This is a genomic window from Leptospira borgpetersenii serovar Javanica, from assembly GCF_003046425.1.
Lineage (GTDB): Bacteria > Spirochaetota > Leptospiria > Leptospirales > Leptospiraceae > Leptospira > Leptospira borgpetersenii.
In genome coordinates this window covers 23,747-48,436 of record NZ_QAJG01000011.1, presented here as the reverse complement: position 1 = coordinate 48,436, position 24,690 = coordinate 23,747, and the positions used below count along the sequence as shown (strand labels likewise).

Genomic DNA, 24,690 nt, shown 5'->3' with positions numbered 1-24,690 from the left:
AATGGATTTTTCATAGGACGATCGTTTCGAAAACGGTGATTTCGTCTAGAAATTCGATTTTAGAATCCGCATCTTAGATTTTATAGATGTGCCTTTGATGTAATTCATCTCAAAAAAAATCAAGCGTCTACCTGCTTGATGTCAAACTGCATTTTTTGCTTCGATCAATAAATTGATAAACTTTTTAAAAAATCTTCTAGGATTGATTCTGCGTTTTTGCGAATTATATCAAAACGTTATGATCGAACGTGTAAGCTCACATCTGGTTGTGATTTCGGAATTTCTTGACTTTTAAATTCGGCCTCTTAACGTTTGTGGGAAGTTTGTCAACTTTCAAGGAATAATTATGAAACAACTTTGTTTAGCTCTTATCACGACTGCGGCCGTTTCTTGTTCTACGATTCCAGGCGTGGAAAATAAAGGAAAGGATCAGGAAATTCAAATTTTACCTCCTAATATCCGTGTGGAAAAATATAAGGAAACCTTCAATATGAAAGCCGAAGGTCCCGTAGTTACGGATTGTAGTGGTAAACCCTGTACTCCGGAACAACTAGATGGATTGAAGCCGGATCAGATTAAAAAATTCAAAAAGAACGGGGTCTGGAAGGAATATCAGGAGAAAGAGGACTCTTCCACGAAAAAGAAAGTTAGCATTCTCATTAGAACGGGAGAATACAAGGACGATAAAAGGGAAGGTTCTTGGAAAACTCTTTACGAAACGGGAGAAGTTCTACGTGACACTCCTTATGTGGCTGGTGTGAAAGAAGGTGAAGAAAAGAAATTTAAAAGAGATGGAACTCAGACTGAAAGTACTAGTTACAAAGCGGATAAGAAAAATGGACCTTATTGGAAAAAAAACAATCAAGGTTTAATGGACGAGGAAGGTTCTTATAAGGACGATCAAAAGGACGGCCTTTGGACCGAGTACTACGCGGAGCCTGGACAAAACGGAGCTAAGAAAAAAATTTCCAATTATTCCAACGGGCAGAAACAGGGCGCTGAAACTTCCTATCACAAAGACGGGAGTACGGTTCAGAGCGAAGGCTCTTACAAGGATGATCTGAAAACCGGAACCTGGAAGACCTATTACGACAATGGCGCCATCCAAATGGAAGGCGGTTATAAACCGAAGTTGGAGCCGGGAACTGAAAAGGAAAAAGATCCAAAAGAGAAAAAAGCGCTCCGTTCCGGTTATTGGAAAGAATATTATAAAAATGGAAATATCTTTGCCGAAGGTCAGAGAGAACATACTCGCAAGGGAGTTTGGAAGTTCAACTGGAGCAACGGGAATCCCGCTTATAAGGGCGAGATGATGAACGAGTTCATGATGTCTTCCGCAGAAGCATATAACAAAGAAGGACAGTTGATCGGAAAAGGCAAACTTCAGTTTTCGATTATGAATATAGACGAGGCCACGAACGAACTTAAGGCGAGTTATAAACCTGATATTCCTTTCACGTTTTACAAAAACGGTAAAAAACATTTCGAAATTTTGAGCGAATCGAAAGCGATAGAATACGACGACAACGGTTCTAAAATCGGAGAAGGTGCGATCATGGTGGGTACGAATCGAAAGAACGGTTGTTGGACGACCGCTTCCGGTAAAATGTTTTACATAAATGGAAACGAAAACAAAAGAATGGGAGAAATGGAAAGTCCTCCTTGTAAGTAACGTGAGGTCAATGCAATGTAGATGCGAAAGGGATTATTATGTTACGATCCATAGCGAGCGGCGTTTTAGTTTCAGCGCCGTCCAGCCTTTGCAAGCGAAGGCTGGATTCGTCCAAACTTTCTTACAGCGTGTCCCCAAACCCCAGTTTACTTTGTTAGAAAGATCAAGCTGCAAGGTTCTGTCCCAGTTTTGGGACAGAACCTTATATTGAATTTACGTTAAATTGTTCAGGAAAAACAAACGTAGATTTTAGGAATTAGGGATCGAAGTTCAGGACTTTACACTGTAAGGATCTCGAAAATACTTTATTTTTGTTTAAAATGTCGATTCCGAACATTCTAGAATATTTTTGAGATAACTTATCATTCCTAAAATCTTGAATGTTATTTCCATTAGATGACCTCTATAAATATAAAATCCGAAAATCGAGGTCTTAAATCGAATTTTTATATAAGAACCCGTCGAGCGCCCATAGAAGCGAGACGTTGAGTTTCTTCGAGCGCCCATAGAAGCGAGACGCTTTTAGTTACCAGCTTAATCCTTCTAATAAAGCAGAAAACTAAAGTGCGTCACTCTTCTAAGGATTCCTCTTCCGCAGGTTTTGAGACGCGCTGTAAGTCGTCGTTTTAGAGGTAGTCAATTCGTTTTGTAAAGAAGTCTCTATCATTGAAAGCCGATCGATTTATGAGACAGGAATATATTCAAATTATTTGATATATTGGAAATTTTATTTTCGTCGGGAATGTTTCTGTGGTATTAGGTCTTCATTTTCCGGTTTTTATTTTCGAAGTAAGTCTTTTTTCAAATCCGCCGATAATATTGTATGAGCATTGAAAATTCTTCCCGATCTTTTTGGAGACGGGATCTGACGATTTTTATTCCCACGGCGATTTTGTTTTTTATTCTCGGTTTTTTTCTGAGAACGTGCGGCTCGAATATCCAAAGAACTGCAAAAGTGACTTATAGTGGATCTTTTACACAAGGTGTTCTTATTTCGATCGATTCAAAAGTTCTCAAGATCACGGATCAGGAAATTCCGACGGATCTGGTTGAAAAGATAGAATTTTTACCGGAAGAAAAATCTTCCGACTCCACCGAGCTTTCCGCAAACGATAAACTTTTCGTGGGAACATACCAGTTGAATGTAGGTCCTCACAAAGGTACTCTTCAATTTTTCGGCGGAAAAAATGGAAAGCTCTACGGAGTTTTAAGATTTTCGAATTGGGGAAAAGGAAAGCCGGAATTTCTCAGTGGAGTTTTCACGAAAGGGAACCAAATCCAATTCGTCCGGTCTTGCGCCGGCATAAAGTGTTCGGAGATCGGGAGTAACGTTCCGTTTTCTCAAAAATACACAGGCGTTTTAGAAGGTCGCTCCATCAGCGGAACATACCGAGGTAATAATAGTTCCGGAAATTGGGATGCAAAGCGGTGACTTTGTAGAAAGAGATAAAGTGTGTTCCGACAAATACACGAAAGGAATATCTTTTTAATTTGTAAGAATCCCCTTGGCTTCAAGAACGGTACTGCCTGTTTTTGTCCGTAAAAACCGGGAAGGTTTGCGTCCAACATAGAATTGCTAAAGTATAATAATTCAAGTCCGGGTAAGATGGGCAGTATTTTAGAAGCATACTGTAAGTGCCCGAGTATCGAGAAACTTCTCGTCGCCTTTTTTAGAAAGGTTTTGTTCCATTGTAGTTTACATTTTCTACAATCACAAATTTTTTTGGGTTTTGTTCTCCTATTTCCACAAACGATTGAGATCGTCTACTTTAACTACTCGGGATGCATGAACGTCGCGCTGTAATGGACTTATTTAGGGTTAAAATGTTTGATCTTCTTCAAAAAAATCAGTCATTCCGGACTAAGCGTAATTTTATGAGTACTTCTGCATCTTTACAAAATCCCCCGTTGATTTTGGATATCTTTTATGCGTAAATCGCTAGAGTTTATTTTAAATCCTGGTTGAGCAGCGCCAATAGAAGCGAGACGCTTTCGTTTCCTTCGTGGTCGACAGAGCGATTCGCAAGTTGGATTGAAATAGTAAGGATCAAAAAACGTACATTTTTTCAAGTGTTCCGACAATAACTAGTCTTTTTACTTGCAAAAAGTATGATTTTATGATAAAGAAAAATCTCCCGAGTCTTTCCACCACCTCGCTTTTCGACCCTTAGGGAGCAATACGGCTGAGTTTCCCCTCCACCCAAAGAAACTCAATGTGTCCTCTGAAGAACTCAATGCAGAGTTTTCCTATGGGTTGCTCTGCAGGGTGGGGCCGTGTCTGTTTCACGGAGGATTGTCGGGAGAGATCCAAACTCAGAACTATCTTACGTCCAAGAATCAGATCGGCGTGAACTCAGGCGTCTCGCTTTTATTGGCGCCCGACGGGATTTGGGACGCGCGGTAAACTACCTAAGGGACGCAATTTGTGGGAACTTATAGATTTTTGTGAAAGGTTCACGATGATATTTCTACAGAAGTTTTGGGACAAGTTCTAATGATTCCAAACTCTTTTAGAAATGAAGGTCAAATCCAATCAATAAGGTCTTCTTGTCCGATCGGTCTGAATTCGCTTGAAGCGGATCGTGGGTTGTCGAATTCTTACCCTATGGAAAAAGATCCACTTTCCGCAGAAGACGTCGAGTTTGCCAGAATCAAGTTGGAAACTCTTAAAAAAGAATTGGAAAAAGAAATTACCGGGCAAAACGAAGTTATCCGAAACGTTATAGTCTGTCTCATCTGTCAAGGTCATGTCCTTTTAGAGGGAATGCCCGGACTTGCAAAAACATTACTCGCAAGGTCACTTGCAAGGACATTGGATTTGGATTTTAAAAGAATTCAGTTTACTCCCGATCTTTTACCGGCGGATCTTGTCGGAACAGTCGTATTCAATCCAAAAACCACCGAGTTTGAAACCAGAAAGGGTCCGGTATTCACCGGAGTTCTTCTTGCAGACGAGATCAATAGGGCGCCCGCAAAGGTTCAATCCGCTCTTCTCGAAAGTATGGAGGAAAAGACGATCACGATCGGGGACAAAACGTACAAACTCGATAAGCCGTTTTTAGTAATCGCGACCCAGAATCCGATCGATCAGGACGGGACTTATCCCTTGCCGGAAGCGCAGATGGATCGATTTTTCATGAAGGTTAACGTCCATTATCCTACCCTGGAAGAGGAAGTTTCCATTTTGGATCAACACGGTAAACTGGGTACCACGAACGGAAAGATCAAAAAAGTGATCACTTCCGCGGAAATTCTACGGTTGTCCTCTATGCTCGACGAAGTGTTCATTGAGGAAAAAATCAAGTCCTACATCGTTCGATTGGTTCGGAATACGAGACCGGAAGAACGAACCATTCCGGAATTGATCCCGTATATCCGTCATGGGGCTTCTCCGAGAGCCTCCTTAAGTATATTAAAAAGTTCTAAAGCAAATGCGCTTCTAGACGGAAGAACATACGTGATTCCGGAGGATGTGAAGGTTTCGCTTTTGGAAATTTTAAGGCATAGGATCCTTCTCACGTTTGAGGCGATTTCGGAAGAATTGGATGTGGAATCTCTGATCCGGACTGTTGTGGAGGCGACTCCGGTTCCTTAATTTTTATGATCCGTAAAGAATTTTTATCGGTTCTTTCGAGTCTTGAATTGGGGCGTAAATCCCGATCATTTAAGGAAAAAGTCGGGAGTGCGGAAAGTGCCAAACGGGGAAGAGGGCTCGATTTTAAAGACGTCCGACTCTATAGTTTCGGAGACGACACTCGACTGATTGATTGGAACGTGACCTCTCGTTTCGGAGAATTGTATGTACGGGAGTTTTACGAAGAAAAAGAAAGACAGGCGATTTTATTCTATGATATATCTTCCTCGATGGAGTGGGGTACGGGGGAATGTTCCCGAGCTGAAAATGCATTCCAGGTTCTTGCTCTCATTTCCTTGCTTTATGTACAAAAAGGGAATCGGGTCAAAATCGTTCTTTATTGTGACAAGGTGGAATGGGAAACCGATTTTTTAAAATCTCGCGATGAATTGCTGCCGGTGTTGCGCAAAATTTCGGATAAAAAACTAGTCCCAAAAAGATCGAAACCGTTGTTCCCTTTTCAATATCTGAAAAATCGGGTCCATAGACATGTGGAGGTCTTTTTATTAAGCGACTTTATCGGAATTGATAACTTGAAGAAATACTCCGGTTTAAAAAAACATTATTCTTTACACGCGATTCGATTCAGAGATCCCCTAGAAATAAATCCACCTAAATCTTTATTATCCTTTTTTTATACACGCGATCCGGAGGAATCCAGCGGAGGACTGTTCGGTAGGAGTCTTTCTCCCGAATTCGAATTGAAATCCTTACGTTCCTTTTTTCAGTCTTCTTTGCTGGACCTGACCGAACACGAGTTGAAAACCAAGGATTTGATACGGTACTTTTCGAAATGAAAAAAAGTATTCAAATTATTATATATTCTTGGATTATAATATTGTGCGCGGATTTAAACGCGAAAACGGTTGAATTCCTTGCCCCGGAAAAAGCGCTGATCGCCGAAAAAATCCGGTACGAATTAAAATGGGATGCCGGAGAAATCAAAGACATCCAATTTCCGGAGACAAAACTTCATTTTTTGGAAGATTCTCCGGATATCCCTTGGTTCGAAATTTTGTATTCCGAAAGGAAAAAAAACTCTCTCACAGTGGACTTCGTTTTTTATGTTACGGGGGAATATCCGGTTCCGATTTCTTGGACGGATATAAATGGTAAAAAGGAATTTTCCGGAAAACGAGTTCTGATCGAATCCTCGATTCCCGATTCGGATACGGGGCCTGCTGATATTATTCCCCCCTTGACGTTTTCGGGCCCATATCTTGGAAATTTATTCACGTTTTTTATTCTTGTCGTGTTATTACTCGTTTTCGGAATTTATATTTATCGTATCTATACCCGCAAAAGTTCACCTATAGACGCGATCATTCAATCGGAGCCGATTCCGGAAAAAATGGAAGTCTATGAAATTCGATTGAACGAACTTTTGAAACAGTCGCCGGTCCCTGCGCGTGATTTTGCTCGGTTATTATCCGGTTATATCCGTGAAAAATCCGCGAGCCTTTCCGGAAAAAAAACTTCCGCTTTTACCGAGGCGGAACTCTTTCGTTTTTTGTACGATCAGTTTCCATTCGAAGAGCAAGAACTTCAGTTTTGGAGGTCGTATTTAACCGAAAAAAAATTTAGACCCGAAAATACGTTCTTATCTAAGGAAGAGGCGAAAAAAAAGTTTCTACACTGGCGAGGGGTTTGGGATAAGAAATGAGTTTTGAATATCCTTATGCGTTTCTCCTTTGGATTCCGGTTTGGGTTTGGGCGTTTGTATATTACAAAAACAAAATGTACTTAAGGAAAATGGAGGTTCGATTTCCCGGTAGAAGAGAAGGAGCACTTTCCAAGTTCGAGGATTTCGGAAAATTCTTGCCTCTACTTCGCCCGATCGCGATCAGTTTGGTGGTTGTTGCTCTTGCCGGACCCGGTAAAAAAACGACTTTTCTTCCCGATGAAAAGAAAGGAGTCGACGTCATGATCGCTTTGGATGTTTCGGGTTCCATGTCCCGAAGTCGAGATTTTCTTCCGGAGACAAGGCTCGGCGTTTCCAAAAAGTTACTTCGAAAATTTATCGATAAAAGAAAAAACGATCGTTTAGGACTGGTCGTTTTTGCGGGTGCGGCGTATTTACAAGCTCCTCTTACGGGCGATCGGGAATCCCTGAACGAAATTTTAGGAACGATCGAAGAGGAGACCGTAGCGGAGCAAGGGACTGCGATCGGAGACGCGATCATACTTTCCACATATCGATTGAGAGCTTCTCAGGCTCGCTCTAAAGTGATCGTGCTCATCACGGATGGAGTTTCCAATACTGGTAAAATCGATCCTGTAACTGCGACGGATCTTGCAGAACATATCGGCGTAAAAATCTATTCTGTTGGAATCGGAAAAGAAGACGGTTCTTACGAAATCAATTTTGAGATTCTGCGGGAGCTTTCTGCAAGTACGGGCGGTAAATTTTTTCGGGCGGAAGATCCGGAAGAAATGAAAGCGGTTCTTACTTCGATCGATTCTCTTGAAAAAGACCCATTGCAAGCTCCTCCTCGGGAAATCCGGGAAACCGAGTATGAGATTTGGCTTTACCGAGCCCTTTCCGTTTTACTTTTGGATCTGATGCTACGGGCTTTTTTTCTTAGGTATTACGTATGAATTACGAGTTTTCGGCTTATCTAAAAAGTTTATTTTTCACTCTCATATTCGTATGGATTATATATTCTATATTTAGAATATTCCTGATTTATAAAATAAAAGAATGGAGGGTTTCTTATCCCGGTTTGGAGAGGACTTCCTCTTTCCCCGATACTCGTTTTGTGTTTGTAAGAATTCTGTTGATTTTTGCGACCTTGGTATGTTTCTTTTTCAGCGGTCTGAAAACGGAAACCAGGGACGAAAAAAAGGAGGAATCTTTCAAAGGAGTCGATATACTCTTTCTCGTGGACGTAAGCCTTTCCATGCAAGCAATCGATAGTCCTCCTACCCGATTAGCAAGATTCAAAGAAGTTTTATTGCGTATGTTGCCTGCTCTTTCCGGAAACCGCTTCGGGATGATCGTCTTTGCCGGGAGTCCGTTTTTATACTGCCCGATGACTTCGGACGTTTCCGCCTTTTCGGACTACGTGCGCGGTTTGGATGTGGACATGGTCGGAGACCGGGGGACGGATTTGGATGGGGCGTTTTCGAAAGCGGATGCATTGCTTGGATCCGAAAAAGTTTTTCGGAATCGAATTTTGATTCTGGTGACGGACGGAGAGGATCAAAACGATCCCGATCCCGTTTCTTTTCCGGCCAGTTTTCAAGTGTGGGCGGCCGGGACGGAGGCGGGAGGTCCGATCGTTTATAACGACGAAAATTCCGGTTTAAAAGGTTTTCTTTTGAAGGATGGAACTTTGACGCCGGACTTAAGCTCTCCCGGAATCATACATTCTAAAATGAATCAAACCTTTTTACGTAAACTTGCCGATAAAAACGGAGGGATATTTTATTCCTTGGATTCGGATCCACCGGACGTAACGTCTTTTCAAAGGAAAATTCTTTCTTTGGAAGAGAATCTGTATTCTAGAAGCAAGAATTTGGAACGTGCAGAAGGTTCCGGTAAATTTTTGTTTATGGCGATTTTTTTTCTGTTATTGGATTGGATTTTTGTGGAATTTTTCCTGTTTTCTAAACGGAAATCGGAAGTTGGAATATGAAACGGATTCGTATATTAGAATATTTAATGATTCTGATTTGTTTTCTTTTTGTCGACTCTTTGCTCGCGATCGAATTGGATCCGGGAGGAAATCGGATTTCCGAAGGGCTGGAATACTACAATCAGGGGGAATATCTCGACTCTTTGAAGATGTATCAGGAAGCGGAGTCTTATTTCCCGGAGGATTCCAGGTTGGAATTCAATCGTGGTGCGGCGGAATTCAAATCGGGTAACATAGATAAGGCGATCCGTCATTTCGAAAAAGCCGCTAATTCTACCTCTTCTTCTCCCGAAGTTCAGTGGAAGTCCAGATTCAATTTAGGAAACGGTTATATGCATACGGGGGACCGTAAAAAGGCGGCGGAAGAATTCATCAAAGCCTTGAAGCTGAAGCCCGATTTAAAAGAGGCGAGAAAAAATTTAGAATACCTCCGTAAAATGCCGCCTCAGAATTCTCCGGATTCTAATTCCCAGAGCCGACCTAATAACTCGAAAGATTTTTCCTCTCAGAACCGATCTCAAAATCGTAAGGATAACTTGAAAGGTGGGAATTCACCGCTCGAAAAAGGTCAAAAGGAAGGATCTGCGGGTAGTCGTCTCACCGAAGAGGAAACGAAAAGGATTTTGGATTCTTTGGATCTGAATAAGGTCCGTAGAAAGAGCGGGAAAAACAAGGATAGAGAGGTTTTTTGGTGAAGAGATTCTGGGTTTTGCCTTTTTTGTTTTGGGTCGGATCTCTTGCGGCGGAAGAAACAAAATTCTACGTTACGCGAAACACATTTCATCTTGGAGAGGAATCCTATGCGGTTTTCGAAATGGACATGGACTCTAGGGCTTCGATTCCTCAGAATTCTTTTTCTAACGGAGATATTTCCGTCTTTTATGCGGGTTCGGAAGAGAACACTACGATCATCAACTTTCAAGTTTTTAGAAAAAGACTTTTAAAATTCAGGATCAAGGCTTCGAGACAAGGGGTTTTTACACTTCCCCCTGTGAGTATAGAGGTGAATGGTAAAAAGTTCGTTTCCGATCCTCTTCAGATTCAAGTGCTCGAAAGATCTAAAACTGTAAGGAGGGGAGGTTCTTTTTTCGATCGTTTCTTTCGGTTTGAAGAAGAGGATTTGTCTGAAAACGCGGATTTAAAAGTGATCTTTCAAACGAGTAAAAAAGAAGCCTGGATCGGAGAGCCGATCATCGGTTATTTTACATTGTATTATCGGGACGTACGTAAACCTTACTTTGATCGAAATCCAGCCGATTCGATTCAATTTCCGTATTTCCGGAGTGAGGTCCTTTCCGGTGTCGCCGTAAAAGTTCCCGATCAAGTTTTGTATGAAGGAAATATCTACGACATCGCAGTATATAACAAAGAAATCTATTCTTTGATTCCTCTCCGCGCCGGAGAATTTCATCTAGGTAAGACCACGTTTTCTTTGGAAGGTCAACTTCAATCTTACTTTGATATGAAAACCGTTACCACGACACCGAGTCGGATTCGTGTGAAGGAACTACCGAAATTTGAAGGGAATTTCAGCGGAGGTGTCGGAGAATTCAAAGCTCGCGTAAAAATTGAAAACGACCTGAATACGATCAAAACGGGAGATACACTGTATCTGAGTGTTGTCATCGAAGGAGAAGGTAATCTTTCCTCGGTCACGGAACCTCTTGCTGCTTGCAAAGAAGAAAAGAATTGCTCTTCTGAATTCACGTTGTATGACACGTCGAAGTCTTGGAAATTTACCGAATTGAAAACCGGCGGTTACGGTTTTTATTCCGTGGCTCGTTTTGAATACGGAATTCCGATGGAAACGGTCGGAGTCTGGAGACAAGAACCGATGGATTTCGTTTATTTCAATCCGGATTCCGGAAGTTACAAAACGATTTCTCTTCAGATTCCGTCGGTAAACGTCGCTCAGGCGAAAAAGGAATTTAAAGGTGCGGAATCTTCAAGTTCGAACTCCGAAGAGGGGAAAATCCGGATTTTGTTTTTTGCTTTCGGATTTTTATCGGTTGTGATTGTCGCAATTTGGTTTTATGTTCAAAAATTGGATTCAACTTTTTTCATATCGCTCCCGATTCTTTTCCCGGTCTTCGGGGTTCCCATTTTAAAAGAACTTGACTTACAAATGGGATCTAAAAGAGGCTTTGTATTAAGACAGTTTCTGCTTTCTAAGGGGATTTCCGAGACGGATGTTTCCTTTCTTATGGAAATCTTCGGAGTCGGGCCCGGTTGTTCGGAATTTGCACTTCGGTTGAATCTCAAGGACAAAAGGACACTGCTTCGTATTGCAAATCGTATTTTAAAACATATAAAGGAGAAAGATTTATGAGCGAAGAAATCAAAGGAAGAATTTCCGTGGAGACGGAAAATATTTTTCCGATTATTAAAAAATGGCTTTATTCCGAAAAAGATATTTTTATCCGAGAACTGGTATCCAACTCAAGCGACGCGATCACTAAGTTAAAAAAAATAGCGTTCTCCGAGGAATTCGAAGGAGGTACCGATTATAGAATCGATCTTGAATTTGATCAGGAAAAAAGGATTCTCACGATTGAAGACAACGGAATCGGAATGAGTTCCGAAGAGGTTCAAAAATATATCAATCAAATCGCGTTTTCCAGCGCGGAAGAGTTCGTAAAAAAGTTTCAAGGAGAAGGGGCTAAACCTGAAATCATCGGACATTTCGGGCTCGGTTTTTATTCCTGTTTTATGGTTTCTACAAAGGTAGTTGTAGAAACCAAGTCGTATAAAAAAGGTTCTACCGGAGTAATTTGGGAAAGCGAATCCGGGACCGAATTCTCTTTGCGTTCTTCGGATAAAACCGCAAGAGGCACTAAAATTACCCTTTATCTCGACGGAGATTCCGGAGAATACCTGGATCAATGGAAACTCAAGGAATTAGTTCGTAAATACTGCGATTTTTTACCCGTTCCGATTTACGTTAAAAACGAGCAAGCCAACAAACAGACTCCTCTGTGGTCCGAAGCACCCTCTTCTGTAACTAAGGAAAAATACGAGGAATTTTACAACTATCTCTTCCCTTTTTCGGGGGAACCTCTTTTTCACGTTCATTTAAACGTGGACTATCCGTTCCGTCTACAGGGAATATTATACTTTCCTAAATTAAAACACGAACTGGACGTCAATCAATCCGGAATCAAACTCTACTGTAATCACGTATTCGTAAGTGACGACGCCAACGACTTGGTTCCTAAGTTTTTGACCGTACTCAAAGGAACGATCGACATTCCTGATCTACCTTTGAACGTTTCCCGTTCGTATTTGCAAAGTGATCCTTTAGTGAAAAAAATCTCCGCCCATATTGTAAAAAAAATCGCAGATCGTTTAAACGAGGAGTTTAAAAAGAGCGAGGAGGAATTTAGAAAGAACTGGGACGAAATTTCAATTTTCGTAAAGTACGGAATGTTGACCGACGACAAGTTCTACGATGCCGCAAAGGATCTTGTATTCTTTAAGACTTCTAACGGGGAGATTGTTCGTCTTGAAGATTATTGGAATAAAAATAAGGAGAAGAACAATGGAAAGATATTTTACGCCTTGGAAACTTCCTCCGTATATATGGATTTGCTTAAATCTCAGGGACTCGAAGCGATTTTAATCGATTCGAGAATTGATTCTCACTTTATTCAATTTTTGGAATCTAAAAATCCGGACATGAAATTTCAAAGGGCGGATTCGGAACTTGCGGACGGGGTCGTGGATCGGGAACATTCTTCTTCTATTGTCGACTCGAATAATAAGACCGAGGCGGATCGGATCAAAGAATTTTTCGAGAAGATTTTGAAGCGGGACGGACTTGAAATCAAAGCGGAGCCTCTCAAAGCGGAAGGAGTTCCCGCGGTTGTTCTTCTTCCGGAACATCTCCGCAGACTGAGTGAGATGGGTATGACGGGCAGTCAAAACCCTCTCGATCTTTTGAAGAACCATACTCTCGTAATCAATACTCGTTCCGTTCTTGTGAAGAATATTTTAGGGATGTCCTCGACTAAGGCGGGTAAGTTGGCCCGAACCGTATACGATATGGCCCTTCTTTCTTCTAAAATATTCGGAGAAGCCGAATTCTCCGAATACTTAAAACGAACTACGGAAACTTTGGAAGAGTTAAGCGCTCCTTAAAAAACCCGGAAAAAAGACTTGGAATTTCGAAGTCGATCCGATACATATAGTGTGCGTTTTATGGATCGGCTTCGGATACAACTGCTTTTGGTTCTTTTTCTTTTCGGTAAGAATATACTATTTGCTCAAAGTGTGCAGGCTCCCGTCTCCGGATTGGAGGAAATTGAGGATGTTCATAAAAAGAACGCCGCCACTCTCGATAAGGAATACTATGAATATTACTTCCGAACCGTCCCGGATGTAGATGCCCTCGAAAAAGCGAAACTGGAATATAACTTAATCCGCTCCTTTAAGCTCGAACTTAGGAGAAGGGAACCTTCTCTGTCGCCTGATTATCTCAAGCAGATCAAAGCGACGAGCATCCGTTATGAGAGGGTTTTGGCTGATTCCATTTGGATGCGCGGTATTCGAAATCAGATGCAACATATTCGATTTCAGGAATATATGTATATCGTAATTTATGATAAGTATTTCTTATATATTTCGTACGAAATGAATCCTTCGCGGTACGTCATGGAACCGTATCAGGTACAGTTGATCTTTCAAAAAGAAAACCCTTTTTTTATCAAACTACCCGATCCTTGAAAATGCGATAATAAAGTCCGGTTGCGAGTAGAATTCCCGAAAAACAAAGTCCCATCATCGAGAACATTTCTAAAAAGTCGAAATCGTTTATGAAAAAAGAATTCTTTTTAATTCTCGCCAGAACTTGAATTTTTCCAAAAGTTTCGAAAGTTTGTCTACGTACTTCTATACTATCTCCGACCCGAAGTCTTTGATGTAGATTCTCGTCCACTTGCTCTGTAATTTCGTATAACTTTCCGAATTCGTCGGGAACTCTATAAGAAACGAGATACGCTCTTCTTCCCGGCTTCTCTATACGAATCGATTCCGTGAGGGTTCCAAAAACGGTCGGACCGGGTTCTCTCAGACTTTGGTAGACTTGATCCAGATGTTTGTTTTCGCTAGAGACGACGAGGTAGAATGGAAAAAAAAATGAGATCGAGCCGAATCCGATTGTGAAGAGTATTTTATAAAACGGAGTGGAATCAAAAGTGGAATTCATAGAAACAAAGAGTGGAGTTCTATCCGGATAGTTTCTAATTGTATCGGATTATTACAACCAGATAAAAGAATATGCATTCGATACAAAGTTTGAAAATTAAAAATTCTTAAAAATCATTTACAGCTTTATCCAGAAATCAAGCCTTCTTTTAGGAAAGGACCTACCTGACAAATCATAGCCGAAGGCTTAATATAGATCTTTGCGGATTAAAATCCCTGCAAAAAGACCAAAAAATCGCTTTGATTGCAATTGAAGTGAATGTGTTCACTCATGTAAAAGCTCCCTTTCTTACTCTACATTCCTAACCATTATTCACTCGCCGCTCGAAGTGTAGGGATTTTCGCAAATCTCGTTTAAAAATTCAATTCGAATATTTTTTTCCTAAAATCTGTCTCACTTTGTCTCACAAGTCCCAATATTTCCTATTGTAATTCATTGGAGGTTTTTACAATGAAACAGAACGAAAAAAAAATAATGCGAGGAATGCTTTCAATTGCGGTATTCTTCATTCTATTTTTACTTTTTCTTATGAGTTGCGGCTCTAAGGATAGTAATAAAGACTTAATAACCAATTTGACTATAGCTCAAATTTTAGCGGGTTCAGGAGAGCAGCCACTAGGGAAGGCAGAATTTAGACTTTCTAACACGAATTCTTTACTCTCCACTCGTTCCTCAAACGTTCAACAATTTAGAACGTTGTCTGCTACGTTTTACGGATTACTTACGGATTTATCGGGGAACAATCCTCAAAATTACGGCGATGGTGCCAGCGACGGCTTTACGGATCATTTTATAACACCGATTGCGGCGGCGTTGGATATTTGTCAGATTGTAGCTTACAAATCTAGAGAAAAAGGCGGTCCTGAACCGGGAAATGAAACTTTGGAAAATGCTTCCCTTATTTTGTATGATGCGGCAGTGATCTTCCAAAACGTCAATGAAAAAGAGCGGAAGTTTTGCGATTATGTAGACAAATTTTCCTTAGTTCCGGAAAAACAGACTGCACGGGTCGACATCAAGACCATCCCAATCGATCAAAGAGCTGATTATGATAGAATTGGAATTATAGCAAGTAGTTTGACTTATGCATTCTCTCCAAACGATGTGCCGGAAGACGCTTATCGATATATGTCTTTGGAATTGAATAATTCCTATCGAGGAGAGATAATAACCGACATTTTTTACGATGGTTGTCCGAATTCTTTTTTGAACTCTCCCAGATCTTATTTCAACGAGGGAACAACTAACGACTGGGTGGAAGGAAACACTTGCACTGTCAGACCGGGTATGATCGATTCAAATTCCGGAATTTTTTTATTGAATTCCGAGGAATATTTTACAAACCCGAACAGGTATAAGAATCCGCCGCTTGTTAACTCAGGCGTCGCCGATACGGAATCAAAAAGACTAAAATACAAAAAACCGTCGTCTATGGATACCCTAAGGTCGTCTGATCCGTACATAATGGTTTTAAATCTGGGAGAAGGGAGCATTTCGAATTTATTTTTGGATGTTTCCATGGATAATGTGTTGTTCTGGGATTCGAACGCACCGGATAATCAATTCTCTCCGCAGCTTGACGTACAGGATAGACCCAATGCGACGAGCGGAGCCGACAACTTGACGAACACATCAAGAAAAAACATGATTCTACATTTGCCGACGATATTGAGTTCCAAAAAATAAAATCGATCTAAAAATCATTCCATCTTCTGCAAAGAATAGAAGGTGGAATTTTTTTGAATCCAAGTAAAATCAATACAGGAAAATGAACTCAATTTCGTTTTTGTATTTTTGCTTTGTATTGATAGGGGACTCTTACTTTTAGAAAATTCTTTCTCATTTTCAACCGTCGAACTCACGTTAGTTTACCTGATTCTAAAAATTTACGGAAGGTGCAAGTTATTACTTTTTATCAACTTTGAAATACATTTCACTTTAAAGATATTAGAGTTGTTGAAAAATTAATTCTTCATCTGTTTTCGTTTCATGAAAACGGTCAATTAAAGCAGTTTTGTTAATCTGAATTATGGAATTTTTCAACAACTCTAATATTAGAAACTATCTCAAAAGTATAATGACCACGCGGGCCTGGAATTTGATTTTGAAGTGTTTGTTATGGGGGAAAAGTTCGGGGTTTGCCGCTCTCGACAATTCGGCGTTTGATAAAAAAGGGAATCTCTGGATCGTAACTTACAGAGCACTGGCCCACTCCGGATCAAAAGGAATTATTTTTTTCCGTTCAACATCCGGGAGAAACCACAAATGACTATCAAAACCTCAGGCCTCGCGGAGAGAAGGCCCGGAGTAGTTGCAATTTATTTAAAGTGATCGATTACTTAGCCGCTGCGATCGCTTCGGTTTCCGTGATAAAGTGAGTGAAAGGTTTCCAAAGTCCTAAAAGGTTGAAAATCTGAATTACTTTATCGGAAGCTTCCGTCAGAAATAATTTTTTACCATCGTTTAAAAGTTTGTACCTCAGTTCGAAGATGGAACGGATGCCCGAACTAGAGATGTATTTGAGTTCGCTTAGATTCAAAATTACTGCCTTCGGATGAGGAGGGTCGATGACCTTACTTTTAAAATCAGTAAAACTATTTTCATCTAATCTACCGTCGAGTATATAAACGAAAATTTCGGATGAGATCTCTTTCTTTTTGATGTTTAATTGACTCATAATTTACGAACCACTACGTGTAATTTTTTTTTAGAGAGACTAAATTCAGCTTTTGCACCCGGCGGAAAATCGTAAATCGTTTCCGCAAGAGAATCGATTGAAATTCCTCCTTTCATTTCCGAAATTAGACTGAAACTATCAGCGACCGTGAAATGGTCCAGAGTATACTGAGTATGTTCCTTTTTTCTAAGTTCTCTGCAGTAGACTTTGAAAAAAGGGGATTGTTTGTCGAAACTCGTGTCCGTGTTTTCACAGGACATAACCCAGCCGGTTGAACCTGCTCCTGTATAAACTAGAAGTCCCGAACATTTTTGTTCTTCCATTTTGTTGCCGTGGCAGATCAGAAATCGGCTGGTTAAATCGGGACTATTATTTCGAATCGAAATTTCGCTGATTCCTTGTAGGGTACTGACATTCCTTCCGTTCGGATAGTATATCTTGACTTCAATCAAGGGCCACTTTTCAATGATCGCATTTTCCCAGTTTGTCTCAAGGGCTTTTTGAAGATCCTCTACATGAAAGGAAAGAAGCGCTCCGACAGATGTAGGCGGATCGGAATTACATCCCAAAACGAGTGTGTCCACGGCATGGTGTGCGACGAATGTGAAATGATTGTCTCCGCCTAAAGCGACCACGAGATCATAATCGGAAGGAGGATTCCGATCCATGTCTTTCCGGAAGATAAAGGCGCCATTCGGAAAAAGACGTTTGAGAGTCTCTCGATTGGAAAGTTGTCTGAGATGGGATTCGTGGATTCTTGCAAAAGAATCGTTTTGAATCTTGTAAATTTTTTGGATCTTTTGGAGTGAGCCCCATTCTTCCAAGTCCAACTCGAACTTGGTTCGTTTACCTAAAATGAGGACTCGTTCGGCCGCCTTTAATTTTTCTAAGGACATCCAAATACAAGAAACGAATTCGGTTTCAAATGATCGAGATTTTTTCGAGGAAAACCGGAAATCGAAGATACTCGTTTTGTTTTTTTCACGCTAAAGGTGAATTGTCACTTGAGTCCGTAACATGGAAGATTCGTCTAGAAATCCGCGGTAGTTCGGCGATCGGAAGCGTAATAGTCACATTGTCGACTTACATCACGAAAAAATTTTATTGTCCCTGGAAAAAACAACGAATCTAACAATGGATGATGAGGCCGCGAAGTTCTGCGGCCCGCTTTCCCTACCAAAGAAAGAATGGGGAACGGTTCGGTTTATGTCCGAGTTTTTTAAAAAAGATCGTAGAGAAATGATGTTTCTAAAAAATGATCCGTTCTTTTTAATTTACAAAGGAAATCGTTTCTTCGAAATTCGGGAATTTTTTTGAAACTGTCCGCGAATATACGGAGATAAAAAGAAAATGAGTTTGAATGTAAGTTCCGGATTCCCTTTCGATCCTTTTCGGGATTTTTTATTGGGAGAAGTATTCTTAAAAACTCTTCTGGAAAACGGCGTTTCTTCTCAAGTTGCGGAGGAAGCGATTTTGTCGCATCTTCCTCCGGGGAGGAATCATTTCCTATTCACTCCCAACGCGAAAAAACAAACCTTGCTTAACCTTTATCCGGAAAAGATCCGAAATCTTTTGAAATCCAAAAAGAACGCGGAGATTCGAGAGGAATTTAGCGCGATGATCGCGACCGAAGGAAGAATGGATCTCGCGCTCGAACTTATAGAATGGTTGTTCGTCGGTTTTGACGAAAGAGAATTGTTAAACGACTTGTTCTCCCTTATCCTCAACGATAAGATTCCGTTGAGGGACGGGTTTCTGGATCGTCTGAAAAAAAATTACGAAGAAGAAATTCTCAAAGACCTGAAAGGTTTGGAATAAACTACTTTTGAAAGTATCCTTTTGAGTTTTCAAAGATTTCTGTTTTGGCTCTGGCTTTTGTATTGTAAATTCGATCTCGAGCCGTGGAAAATCGAAAGATTTTGGCACTTTTAAGACTGTACGATCGTTTACTAAGTAGATTGTATTCGGTCTGGTGTTTGTTATGAAGATAAGATTTGTTTTCTTTTTTTTGATTTTAATTTCATTAGTTGCTTGTAACGAGAAAAAGAATGAAATCGACTCCAATCTTTTACTCTCGATAGCGTTGCTGCAACCTTCCGATCGAGCGGAGAACTACGATTACAAATCATTACCCATACGCTACAGGGATTTCCGGTTGATTGTGATCTGAGTTATTCCGACGAAGACGTTAATTTTTTTGTGGAAAGATTAAAAAGAGAGATTGCCAGGTATCCGAGGGATATTGGATCAAAGCGTGCGGGATGGAATTGTATCCAATGCCAACCGATTGCGGGCGCGGAGAATACGGAGTGGAAGGTCAGAATGTCTCAAGCTGAACGGGATTGCAGCTGAGCAAAAAAAGCCCGCGCGCTTGGTTTGCCACGGGCTTTGTCTTAGGACTGTTCGTTTAGGCTGCTACGGATGCCGGTTCGATGGAAACATCGGACCCTCTCGGAGTATTTTTTTTCCTTTTGAAGTCCAAATCGCTCTTTGAATTTTGATGATTTTCAAGAAGTGAAGTATTTTCATCACTTGATACGTTAGATCCAATTCGAACCAGCGGAACGCAAAGTTCGGAGAATTGGGATGAGCATGGTGATTGTTTTGATACAATTCTCCCGCGATCATAAAATCCACAAACAGCGTGTTCTTTGAATTATCCGGATTTTTTTTATGATTTCTATAACCGTACATATGTCCACACCAGTTTACGATCGCACCGTGAAGCGGTCCCATCACCCAGTGGATTGGAAGTAGCAGATACCATCCGTACTGTCCTGCGGGAACGAAGTAAAGATAGAATAACGTGTAAAGGGTTCCGCAAAACAATCTGAAAGTCCAGGAATCGCTGAGTTTGTCGATTGCCGGCCACTCGGGGTAGTTGCCTCTAAATTCTTTTTCTACATTCGCTTTTTTATCTAAGATCGCTTCATAATTGAGTGCGGTTTTCCACATCATGTCCAGAAATCCTTTAGAGGCGACCGGAGAATGGGGATCTTTTCCGGTATCGCTGTACGCATGGTGTTGTCTATGCATGATCGCATAAGCACGCGGGTTTAAGAACGAGGAGCCTTGAGCCACGCAAGTGAAAATGTGAAAAAACTTTTCCCAAAACTTATTCATCTTAAACATTGCATGGGCTGCATATCTGTGTAAAAAGAACGATTGGACAAAAGCCGATAAGAACCAATGCCCGATAAAGAAAGATAGAATGACTATCATTTGGTATTCACTCCTGTTGAATACTAGGAGCGGTTTGTATTGTGCAGGTTGCAGGAAAGTTGCGGATTATTTCGAAAAAAGAGCAATTTTTTTGATTTTTTGGGTCTGTTTTTTGGGAAATGGGAAACTGAATTCCAAGTTTTTATTTGAGGAACTATTCTAAATGTTGTTCTATTCCGTTCGTCTTTTTGAGTTTTTTCTCTAAACATCAACGTATTTGAAATCGTTCGTTATTACTCGGACGTATGAAGAATACTGTAATAACGTGAGTTCAAACCGAAATGTCTTTGTATGAAGATAAGGTTCATTTTCTGTTTTTGATTTCATTGGTTATTTGTAACGGAAATGAAACCGACATTCGTGTAAGTCATGTTGCAATTTACCAGTGGTTGTGATCCGACAAAGGTATCGATTAATGTTATGTAAGAAAACTACGATCCCTACAGGAAGGAGTCCGTCAATTTTAACGCAAATCCCGTTTAAAGGCGGAATCTTGGAGCTCTATTGTATGGAGAAAATCAATAAGATTGGAAACGTCATATCCGAGGAGCATTTTTGTTTCCAATTTCAATATGAAAATCATAATATTCCACAAAATACAGGTCTTATATCGGTTTAGACTAGAGGAGAAATTACGGTTGAAGAGTCAGAAAATTTTGTCGATCCGATCATGTTTTGCTAAAGTTCGTAATTTACGGGAACTGTTCATAATGCTTAGCAAGTATAATATCTTTTTAGGTTTTGGAACAAATTCTTAATGATTTGTCTTTTTGAGAATGACTCTTCAGGAAAACTATCGTCTCAAAAAAGAGCTTGATGTTTTTTCGATATACAATTAGATCGACATTCTTTTATCACGATAATATATATATTTTCTTTTTATTGTATAGTTTTTTATGAGTTCGGTGTAACCAATGTGAAAGCGATTATTACGTTGCACCTATAGAGAGCAGCATTTTAAAACTTGGTAGAAATATAATAGTGAACTTTTTACAAAACTAAAGAATTCCCGCAGATCATGTTCCTTGGGTAATGTATCATTTTCAAATGGACCTATTGTTGGAACGTTCCCGTTGGAGTTCCTACATTTAGAGGACCGATGACAGTGTCGCGGTAATGCCGCTTTCACAGAAGACAGTTTTGAGGCAAGTTTTTAGTTCCTGCTGTTGGTTTTCTTATTTTATGGTCAATGCTCGTATCGAACTCTCGGTTTTCATGCATAGAAGGAGAAGGGTGCACCTTTGCTTGCAAAGGCTGTATTCTCCCAAACGTTCTTATATTAAATTTACGTTAGTTTAGAATCGCTTTTGAGTTTTAAGGTGTTTTGTTAAAAATCTGTTTGATTCTTATCAAGGAAATGGGATCGAAGAGAATGAAAAAGGGGAACTTATGAAAGGAAAAAAAATCGGAATTTTAGGTTCTGGTGTAGTAGGACAAACTCTCGCAAACGGATTTTTGAAATACGGGGCCGAAGTGAAAATTGGTACAAGGGATTCCGGAAAACTCAAAGATTGGTTATCCAAGGCGGGAACAAGTGCATCGATCGGGTCATTTGCAGACGCCGCAAATTTCGGAGAAATTCTTGTGTTAGCTGCAAAAGGAAATGCCGCCTCCGAAACTTTAAAGTTAGCAGGAATAGATTCTTTGAATGGTAAAACGATTATCGATACGACCAATCCGATCGGAGAAGAATCGCCGCAAAACGGAGTCTTGAAGTTTTTTACGACATACAATGAATCTCTAATGGAGCGATTCCAGAAGCAAGTTCCCAAGGCAAATTTCGTAAAATGTTTCAACTCGGTCGGTAACGGTTTGATGGTAAATCCTCACTTTAAAGACGGAAAGCCGAGCATGTTCATTTGTGGAAACGACGAGTCTGCCAAAAATCAAATAAAGGAAATTTTGAATCTTTTCGGTTGGGAAATCGAAGACATGGGAAAAGCGGAAGCTGCGAGAGCGATCGAACCCCTTTGTATTCTCTGGTGTATTCCAGGATTTCTATCTCAATCCTGGACACATGCATTTAAACTTCTGAAATGATTCGGAGTAAAAGATCGTCGTCCCTCGTTTTTTCAACGTTCGTAGATTTTATGGCGGGTTCATTATAAGTTGAAGATTGTTTTCGCATCTTTTTGAAGTAGTGTATATCAATTTTTGAATTCGTTTTCGTCCGGAAGAATCATTTTTGATTTTTGAGTTCAAAAACGCTTAATGGATTCTATTTGATGTTTCATTCTTATATTATTCTGGATTTTGAATTTACTTTCCAACATAATGATGTCTCAATAAAAATCAATACTACGATCTTTTCAAAATCTTATCTGTAGGAACTATTATACTTACGAATTTAACATACTGTGGGTGTATGATGTTTGTATTGCTTTAAACATTCAAAAATTCATATATATCTGAAATATTGTATTGAGTCTTTTTTAATGGATGATTCGTTTTATCTTAATCTTCGTATTAGATAGTCCTCCGGTCCGTAATGGTAGATATAGCGAGGATTAATTATTTTTGGGATTTTTGGTAGGTTAAATATGAAACGGCCGCAGCTTACAAGTTTATGTTTGATATTTTTCCGAAGATCAAACATCTGTTCGTTGGTTATAGATAGGTCTCGGTTTTAAGCAAAGCACTGCACCGATCTACTACTAATCCTTTTTTTAAAAGCTTTTGTTTGAAAGATAGAATTCGTTTTCGACTTATAATCTTTGCCTACATATTTCATTAAAAACTTGTCCCAAAACCTTAAAATAAATCAGCACAATCATTTCATAAGTTCGTAATAGAATGTAGAAATTCCCGCAAATTGGTAATTTATATATGTTCTAGCGAATTTTATCGTTAGAACACTCTCGTAAGAGTTCTTACATCTGAGATTTTTGGACAAGTTCTTAGTTTTTTCAATAGAATCTTTTATTTCTATAAAATTATTCCGCCGTGAAATTTAAAAGAACCGTATCTAATATGGATATTCTCTTGTTTGATTCCAATCAAAAAATTCAATCCACCCTGATAGAAAATACTGTAGAAACGGATTCTCTTTTGGTTCCTAATGTTTATTGGGATCGTTTGAATTTTAAGGAAAAAAAGGCTCTTCGGGGCAAACTTCCCTTTTTATTGAGAAAATATTCTAAGCAGATCGCGTCTATGAAGCGTCTGCATGATAGGGCGGGTAAGATCAAATACAATCGGGGGGTGGGTAAAATGAAAAAATTGAGTATTCGGGTTCATACTGGTGTTTGGGCGACTTTAGGTGTGTTGGCGGCGGCTCATGGTGTTTCGAGATGTTATCTTTTTAATTATATGCTTTGGTTGGAAGATCTTGGTGTGGGGGATTCTACTGTGGAAACTTTAAATAGGGGAGTTCCTAGCTTTCACTGGACTTACAAAATGACTTGGAAGATTAACAGGAGACAAAATCTTATTTCAAGAGAATTGGAGTTCGAACCAAATCCGATGACTGATATATTTCCATACTATCTGCGTTCCTAAAATTCCAAAAACGTCGACAAGTTTAAAATTTAAGAAAACATGAGTTCGGTTTAACAAATGCGAAAGCGATTGTAGTGGAAATTCCGAAGGAATTGGAACGAAAAGCGCGGTCCAGCCTTTGCTTGCAAAGGCTGGATTCGCCCAAACTTTCAACCGTCGAACTTACCTAAAAGTATGAATGAAGGGATCAATTAAGAATTCAGATTTTTTCGAATTTCCTGAAGCGCTCTGTCTTCTAAGGTTTCAAAACTCGAAGGATCGGAGTAGGGGAGATGTTCGATGATCTTCAGGCCGAAATTTCCGAACTCGTTCTTGATCCATTTCTTAAGCTGAAGATCCGTTTCTTTGGAACGATCGACGGTGGGTTTTGCCTTACGGATAAATTCCAGAAGATCGTCGATTCCATACTTGGTTTTCGCGGAGGTTTTAAAAACGGGGGGAAGATTTTTTCCTGGCATAACGTCTTTTAGAAATTCCAGGGTAGTGATTAACATATGATAACTGGAATTCGCAAGAACTTCTTCGTCGCATTTGTTGATAATGAAGGAATCCGGAACTTCCATGATTCCGCTTTTCATAAACTGAACCTGATCTCCGCCTAATGGTTGTAAAACGAGAAAGGAAAGGTCCGTAAGTTTGGAGACTTCGATTTCATTCTGGCCGATTCCGACGGTTTCGATAAACACGTAACGAAAAAAACGACGAAGCAATCGAATTACGTGGTACGTGTACGGATTGACTCCGCCTAGTTCTAACTGACTCGGTTGGGAACGGAAGTAAATCCTTTTCTCTCTTGCCGGAAGAGAAAGACGGGTTCTATCGCCGAGCAAAGAACCACCAGAGATATGGCTGGAGGGATCGATTGCGACGATCGCCATTGTTTCTCCGTTATCGGCTTTTAAAAATTGAGTCGCGAGTTCGCCGAGTAAGGAGGATTTTCCGGCCCCGGGGGTTCCGGTAAAACCCACGGTGAGAGAATTTTGACCTGAGAGGCCTTGGGAAGCAAGGGATTCAAAGAGGTTCTTTCTAAACTCGAAGGAATCCGGTTTTTCGACGCCGGAGATGAGCTTCGCGAGGGGAAATTTTTCCCCTTCGCGTGCTCCTTCGATGAGTTTCGCGAGATCTTCTTTGCGATGTTTCACGGCA

Annotated in this window: 20 protein-coding genes and 3 pseudogenes; 18 read left to right on the top strand and 5 right to left on the bottom strand. The window is 40.2% G+C overall.

The features are described 5' to 3' along the window. The first annotated feature begins 346 nt into the window (after window positions 1-346). From CLV95_RS10565 to CLV95_RS10510, 11 genes are all read left to right on the top strand, one after another. A complete protein-coding gene (locus CLV95_RS10565) occupies window positions 347-1,672 on the top strand; it encodes an LIC20035 family adhesin (RefSeq protein ID WP_002733488.1) in 1,326 nt (441 codons plus the stop codon). An 823-nt stretch (window positions 1,673-2,495) separates the two neighbouring features. Continuing rightward, entirely contained in the window at window positions 2,496-3,104 is a 609-nt protein-coding gene (locus tag CLV95_RS10560; RefSeq protein ID WP_002733441.1) for an LIC20036 family protein, read from the top strand. Window positions 3,105-4,277: 1,173 nt separating this feature from the next. Next, window positions 4,278-5,267 carry an AAA family ATPase gene (locus tag CLV95_RS10550; RefSeq protein ID WP_026054823.1) on the top strand — a complete coding sequence of 330 codons (990 nt, stop codon included), beginning with the start codon at window positions 4,278-4,280 and terminating at the stop codon, window positions 5,265-5,267. A 5-nt stretch (window positions 5,268-5,272) separates the two neighbouring features. Beyond that, window positions 5,273-6,103 carry a DUF58 domain-containing protein gene (locus tag CLV95_RS10545; protein WP_002733408.1) on the top strand — a complete coding sequence of 277 codons (831 nt, stop codon included), beginning with the start codon at window positions 5,273-5,275 and terminating at the stop codon, window positions 6,101-6,103. Beyond that, window positions 6,100-6,969, top strand: a complete 870-nt coding sequence (locus CLV95_RS10540; RefSeq protein WP_016762548.1) for an LB_053 family protein — start codon at window positions 6,100-6,102, stop codon at window positions 6,967-6,969. The genes CLV95_RS10545 and CLV95_RS10540 overlap by 4 nt, the downstream gene beginning before the upstream one ends. Further along, the gene (gene batA / locus CLV95_RS10535) at window positions 6,966-7,904 is read left to right on the top strand and encodes a VWA domain-containing protein BatA (protein ID WP_002728926.1); all 939 of its coding nucleotides are present in this window, start codon (window positions 6,966-6,968) and stop codon (window positions 7,902-7,904) included. Before CLV95_RS10540 ends, batA begins: the two co-directional genes overlap by 4 nt. Then, window positions 7,901-8,944 (top strand): VWA domain-containing protein BatB, encoded by a 1,044-nt coding sequence (gene batB / locus CLV95_RS10530; protein ID WP_002733368.1) that lies wholly within the window; start codon window positions 7,901-7,903, stop codon window positions 8,942-8,944. The genes batA and batB overlap by 4 nt, the downstream gene beginning before the upstream one ends. Further along, entirely contained in the window at window positions 8,941-9,639 is a 699-nt protein-coding gene (gene batC, locus CLV95_RS10525) for a TPR repeat-containing protein BatC (protein ID WP_002728897.1), read from the top strand. The genes batB and batC overlap by 4 nt, the downstream gene beginning before the upstream one ends. Then, window positions 9,636-11,273, top strand: coding sequence for a BatD family protein (locus CLV95_RS10520; protein WP_170317459.1), 1,638 nt, complete (start codon window positions 9,636-9,638; stop codon window positions 11,271-11,273). The genes batC and CLV95_RS10520 overlap by 4 nt, the downstream gene beginning before the upstream one ends. Further along, the gene (gene htpG / locus CLV95_RS10515; protein WP_002728901.1) at window positions 11,270-13,081 is read left to right on the top strand and encodes a molecular chaperone HtpG; all 1,812 of its coding nucleotides are present in this window, start codon (window positions 11,270-11,272) and stop codon (window positions 13,079-13,081) included. Before CLV95_RS10520 ends, htpG begins: the two co-directional genes overlap by 4 nt. A gap of 18 nt (window positions 13,082-13,099) precedes the next feature. Then, the gene (locus CLV95_RS10510) at window positions 13,100-13,666 is read left to right on the top strand and encodes a hypothetical protein (protein WP_002728911.1); all 567 of its coding nucleotides are present in this window, start codon (window positions 13,100-13,102) and stop codon (window positions 13,664-13,666) included. Here the strand turns inward: CLV95_RS10510 and CLV95_RS10505 are convergent. After that, window positions 13,647-14,147 (bottom strand): hypothetical protein, encoded by a 501-nt coding sequence (locus CLV95_RS10505; RefSeq protein WP_002728928.1) that lies wholly within the window; start codon window positions 14,145-14,147, stop codon window positions 13,647-13,649. The genes CLV95_RS10510 and CLV95_RS10505 overlap by 20 nt on opposite strands. 450 nt (window positions 14,148-14,597) lie before the next feature. On the opposite strand from CLV95_RS10505, the gene srpA reads away from it, so the two are divergent. Continuing rightward, window positions 14,598-15,833, top strand: coding sequence for a sigma factor sigX-regulated lipoprotein SrpA (gene srpA, locus CLV95_RS10500; protein WP_107694948.1), 1,236 nt, complete (start codon window positions 14,598-14,600; stop codon window positions 15,831-15,833). 372 nt (window positions 15,834-16,205) lie between these two features. After that, window positions 16,206-16,478, top strand: a pseudogene (locus tag CLV95_RS19380) (PhoX family protein); the annotation flags it as partial. A 4-nt stretch (window positions 16,479-16,482) separates the two neighbouring features. Here CLV95_RS19380 and CLV95_RS10490 read toward each other — a convergent pair. Both CLV95_RS10490 and CLV95_RS10485 read right to left on the bottom strand, forming a co-directional pair. Continuing rightward, window positions 16,483-16,824: an STAS domain-containing protein gene (locus CLV95_RS10490; RefSeq protein ID WP_002729609.1), complete on the bottom strand. Its 342-nt coding sequence runs from the start codon at window positions 16,822-16,824 to the stop codon at window positions 16,483-16,485. Beyond that, on the bottom strand, window positions 16,821-17,720 hold the full coding sequence (locus CLV95_RS10485) for an NAD(+)/NADH kinase (protein ID WP_002728937.1): 900 nt from the start codon (window positions 17,718-17,720) through the stop codon (window positions 16,821-16,823). Before CLV95_RS10485 ends, CLV95_RS10490 begins: the two co-directional genes overlap by 4 nt. 238 nt (window positions 17,721-17,958) lie before the next feature. Here CLV95_RS10485 and CLV95_RS10475 point away from each other — a divergent pair, with 238 nt between their 5' ends. The 3 genes and pseudogenes from CLV95_RS10475 to CLV95_RS19375 form a co-directional block, all read left to right on the top strand. Then, on the top strand, window positions 17,959-18,141 hold the full coding sequence (locus tag CLV95_RS10475; RefSeq protein ID WP_002733485.1) for a hypothetical protein: 183 nt from the start codon (window positions 17,959-17,961) through the stop codon (window positions 18,139-18,141). Window positions 18,142-18,174: 33 nt separating this feature from the next. Further along, entirely contained in the window at window positions 18,175-18,642 is a 468-nt protein-coding gene (locus CLV95_RS10470) for a hypothetical protein (protein ID WP_002728942.1), read from the top strand. Between the two features lie 163 nt (window positions 18,643-18,805). Continuing rightward, a pseudogene (locus CLV95_RS19375) lies at window positions 18,806-19,107 on the top strand (LIC13305 family lipoprotein); the annotation flags it as partial. 124 nt (window positions 19,108-19,231) lie between these two features. On the opposite strand, the pseudogene CLV95_RS10460 reads toward CLV95_RS19375, so the two are convergent. After that, window positions 19,232-20,046: pseudogene (locus CLV95_RS10460) on the bottom strand (acyl-CoA desaturase). Between the two features lie 1,389 nt (window positions 20,047-21,435). Here CLV95_RS10460 and CLV95_RS10445 point away from each other — a divergent pair. Both CLV95_RS10445 and CLV95_RS10440 read left to right on the top strand, forming a co-directional pair. Next, window positions 21,436-22,086, top strand: coding sequence for an NADPH-dependent F420 reductase (locus tag CLV95_RS10445; protein ID WP_002733326.1), 651 nt, complete (start codon window positions 21,436-21,438; stop codon window positions 22,084-22,086). A 930-nt stretch (window positions 22,087-23,016) separates the two neighbouring features. Further along, on the top strand, window positions 23,017-23,544 hold the full coding sequence (locus CLV95_RS10440; protein WP_002739565.1) for a DUF1564 domain-containing protein: 528 nt from the start codon (window positions 23,017-23,019) through the stop codon (window positions 23,542-23,544). Between the two features lie 191 nt (window positions 23,545-23,735). Here the strand turns inward: CLV95_RS10440 and CLV95_RS10435 are convergent, their stop codons facing one another. Further along, window positions 23,736-24,686 (bottom strand): P-loop NTPase family protein, encoded by a 951-nt coding sequence (locus tag CLV95_RS10435; RefSeq protein ID WP_002734986.1) that lies wholly within the window; start codon window positions 24,684-24,686, stop codon window positions 23,736-23,738. Window positions 24,687-24,690: the final 4 nt, after the last annotated feature.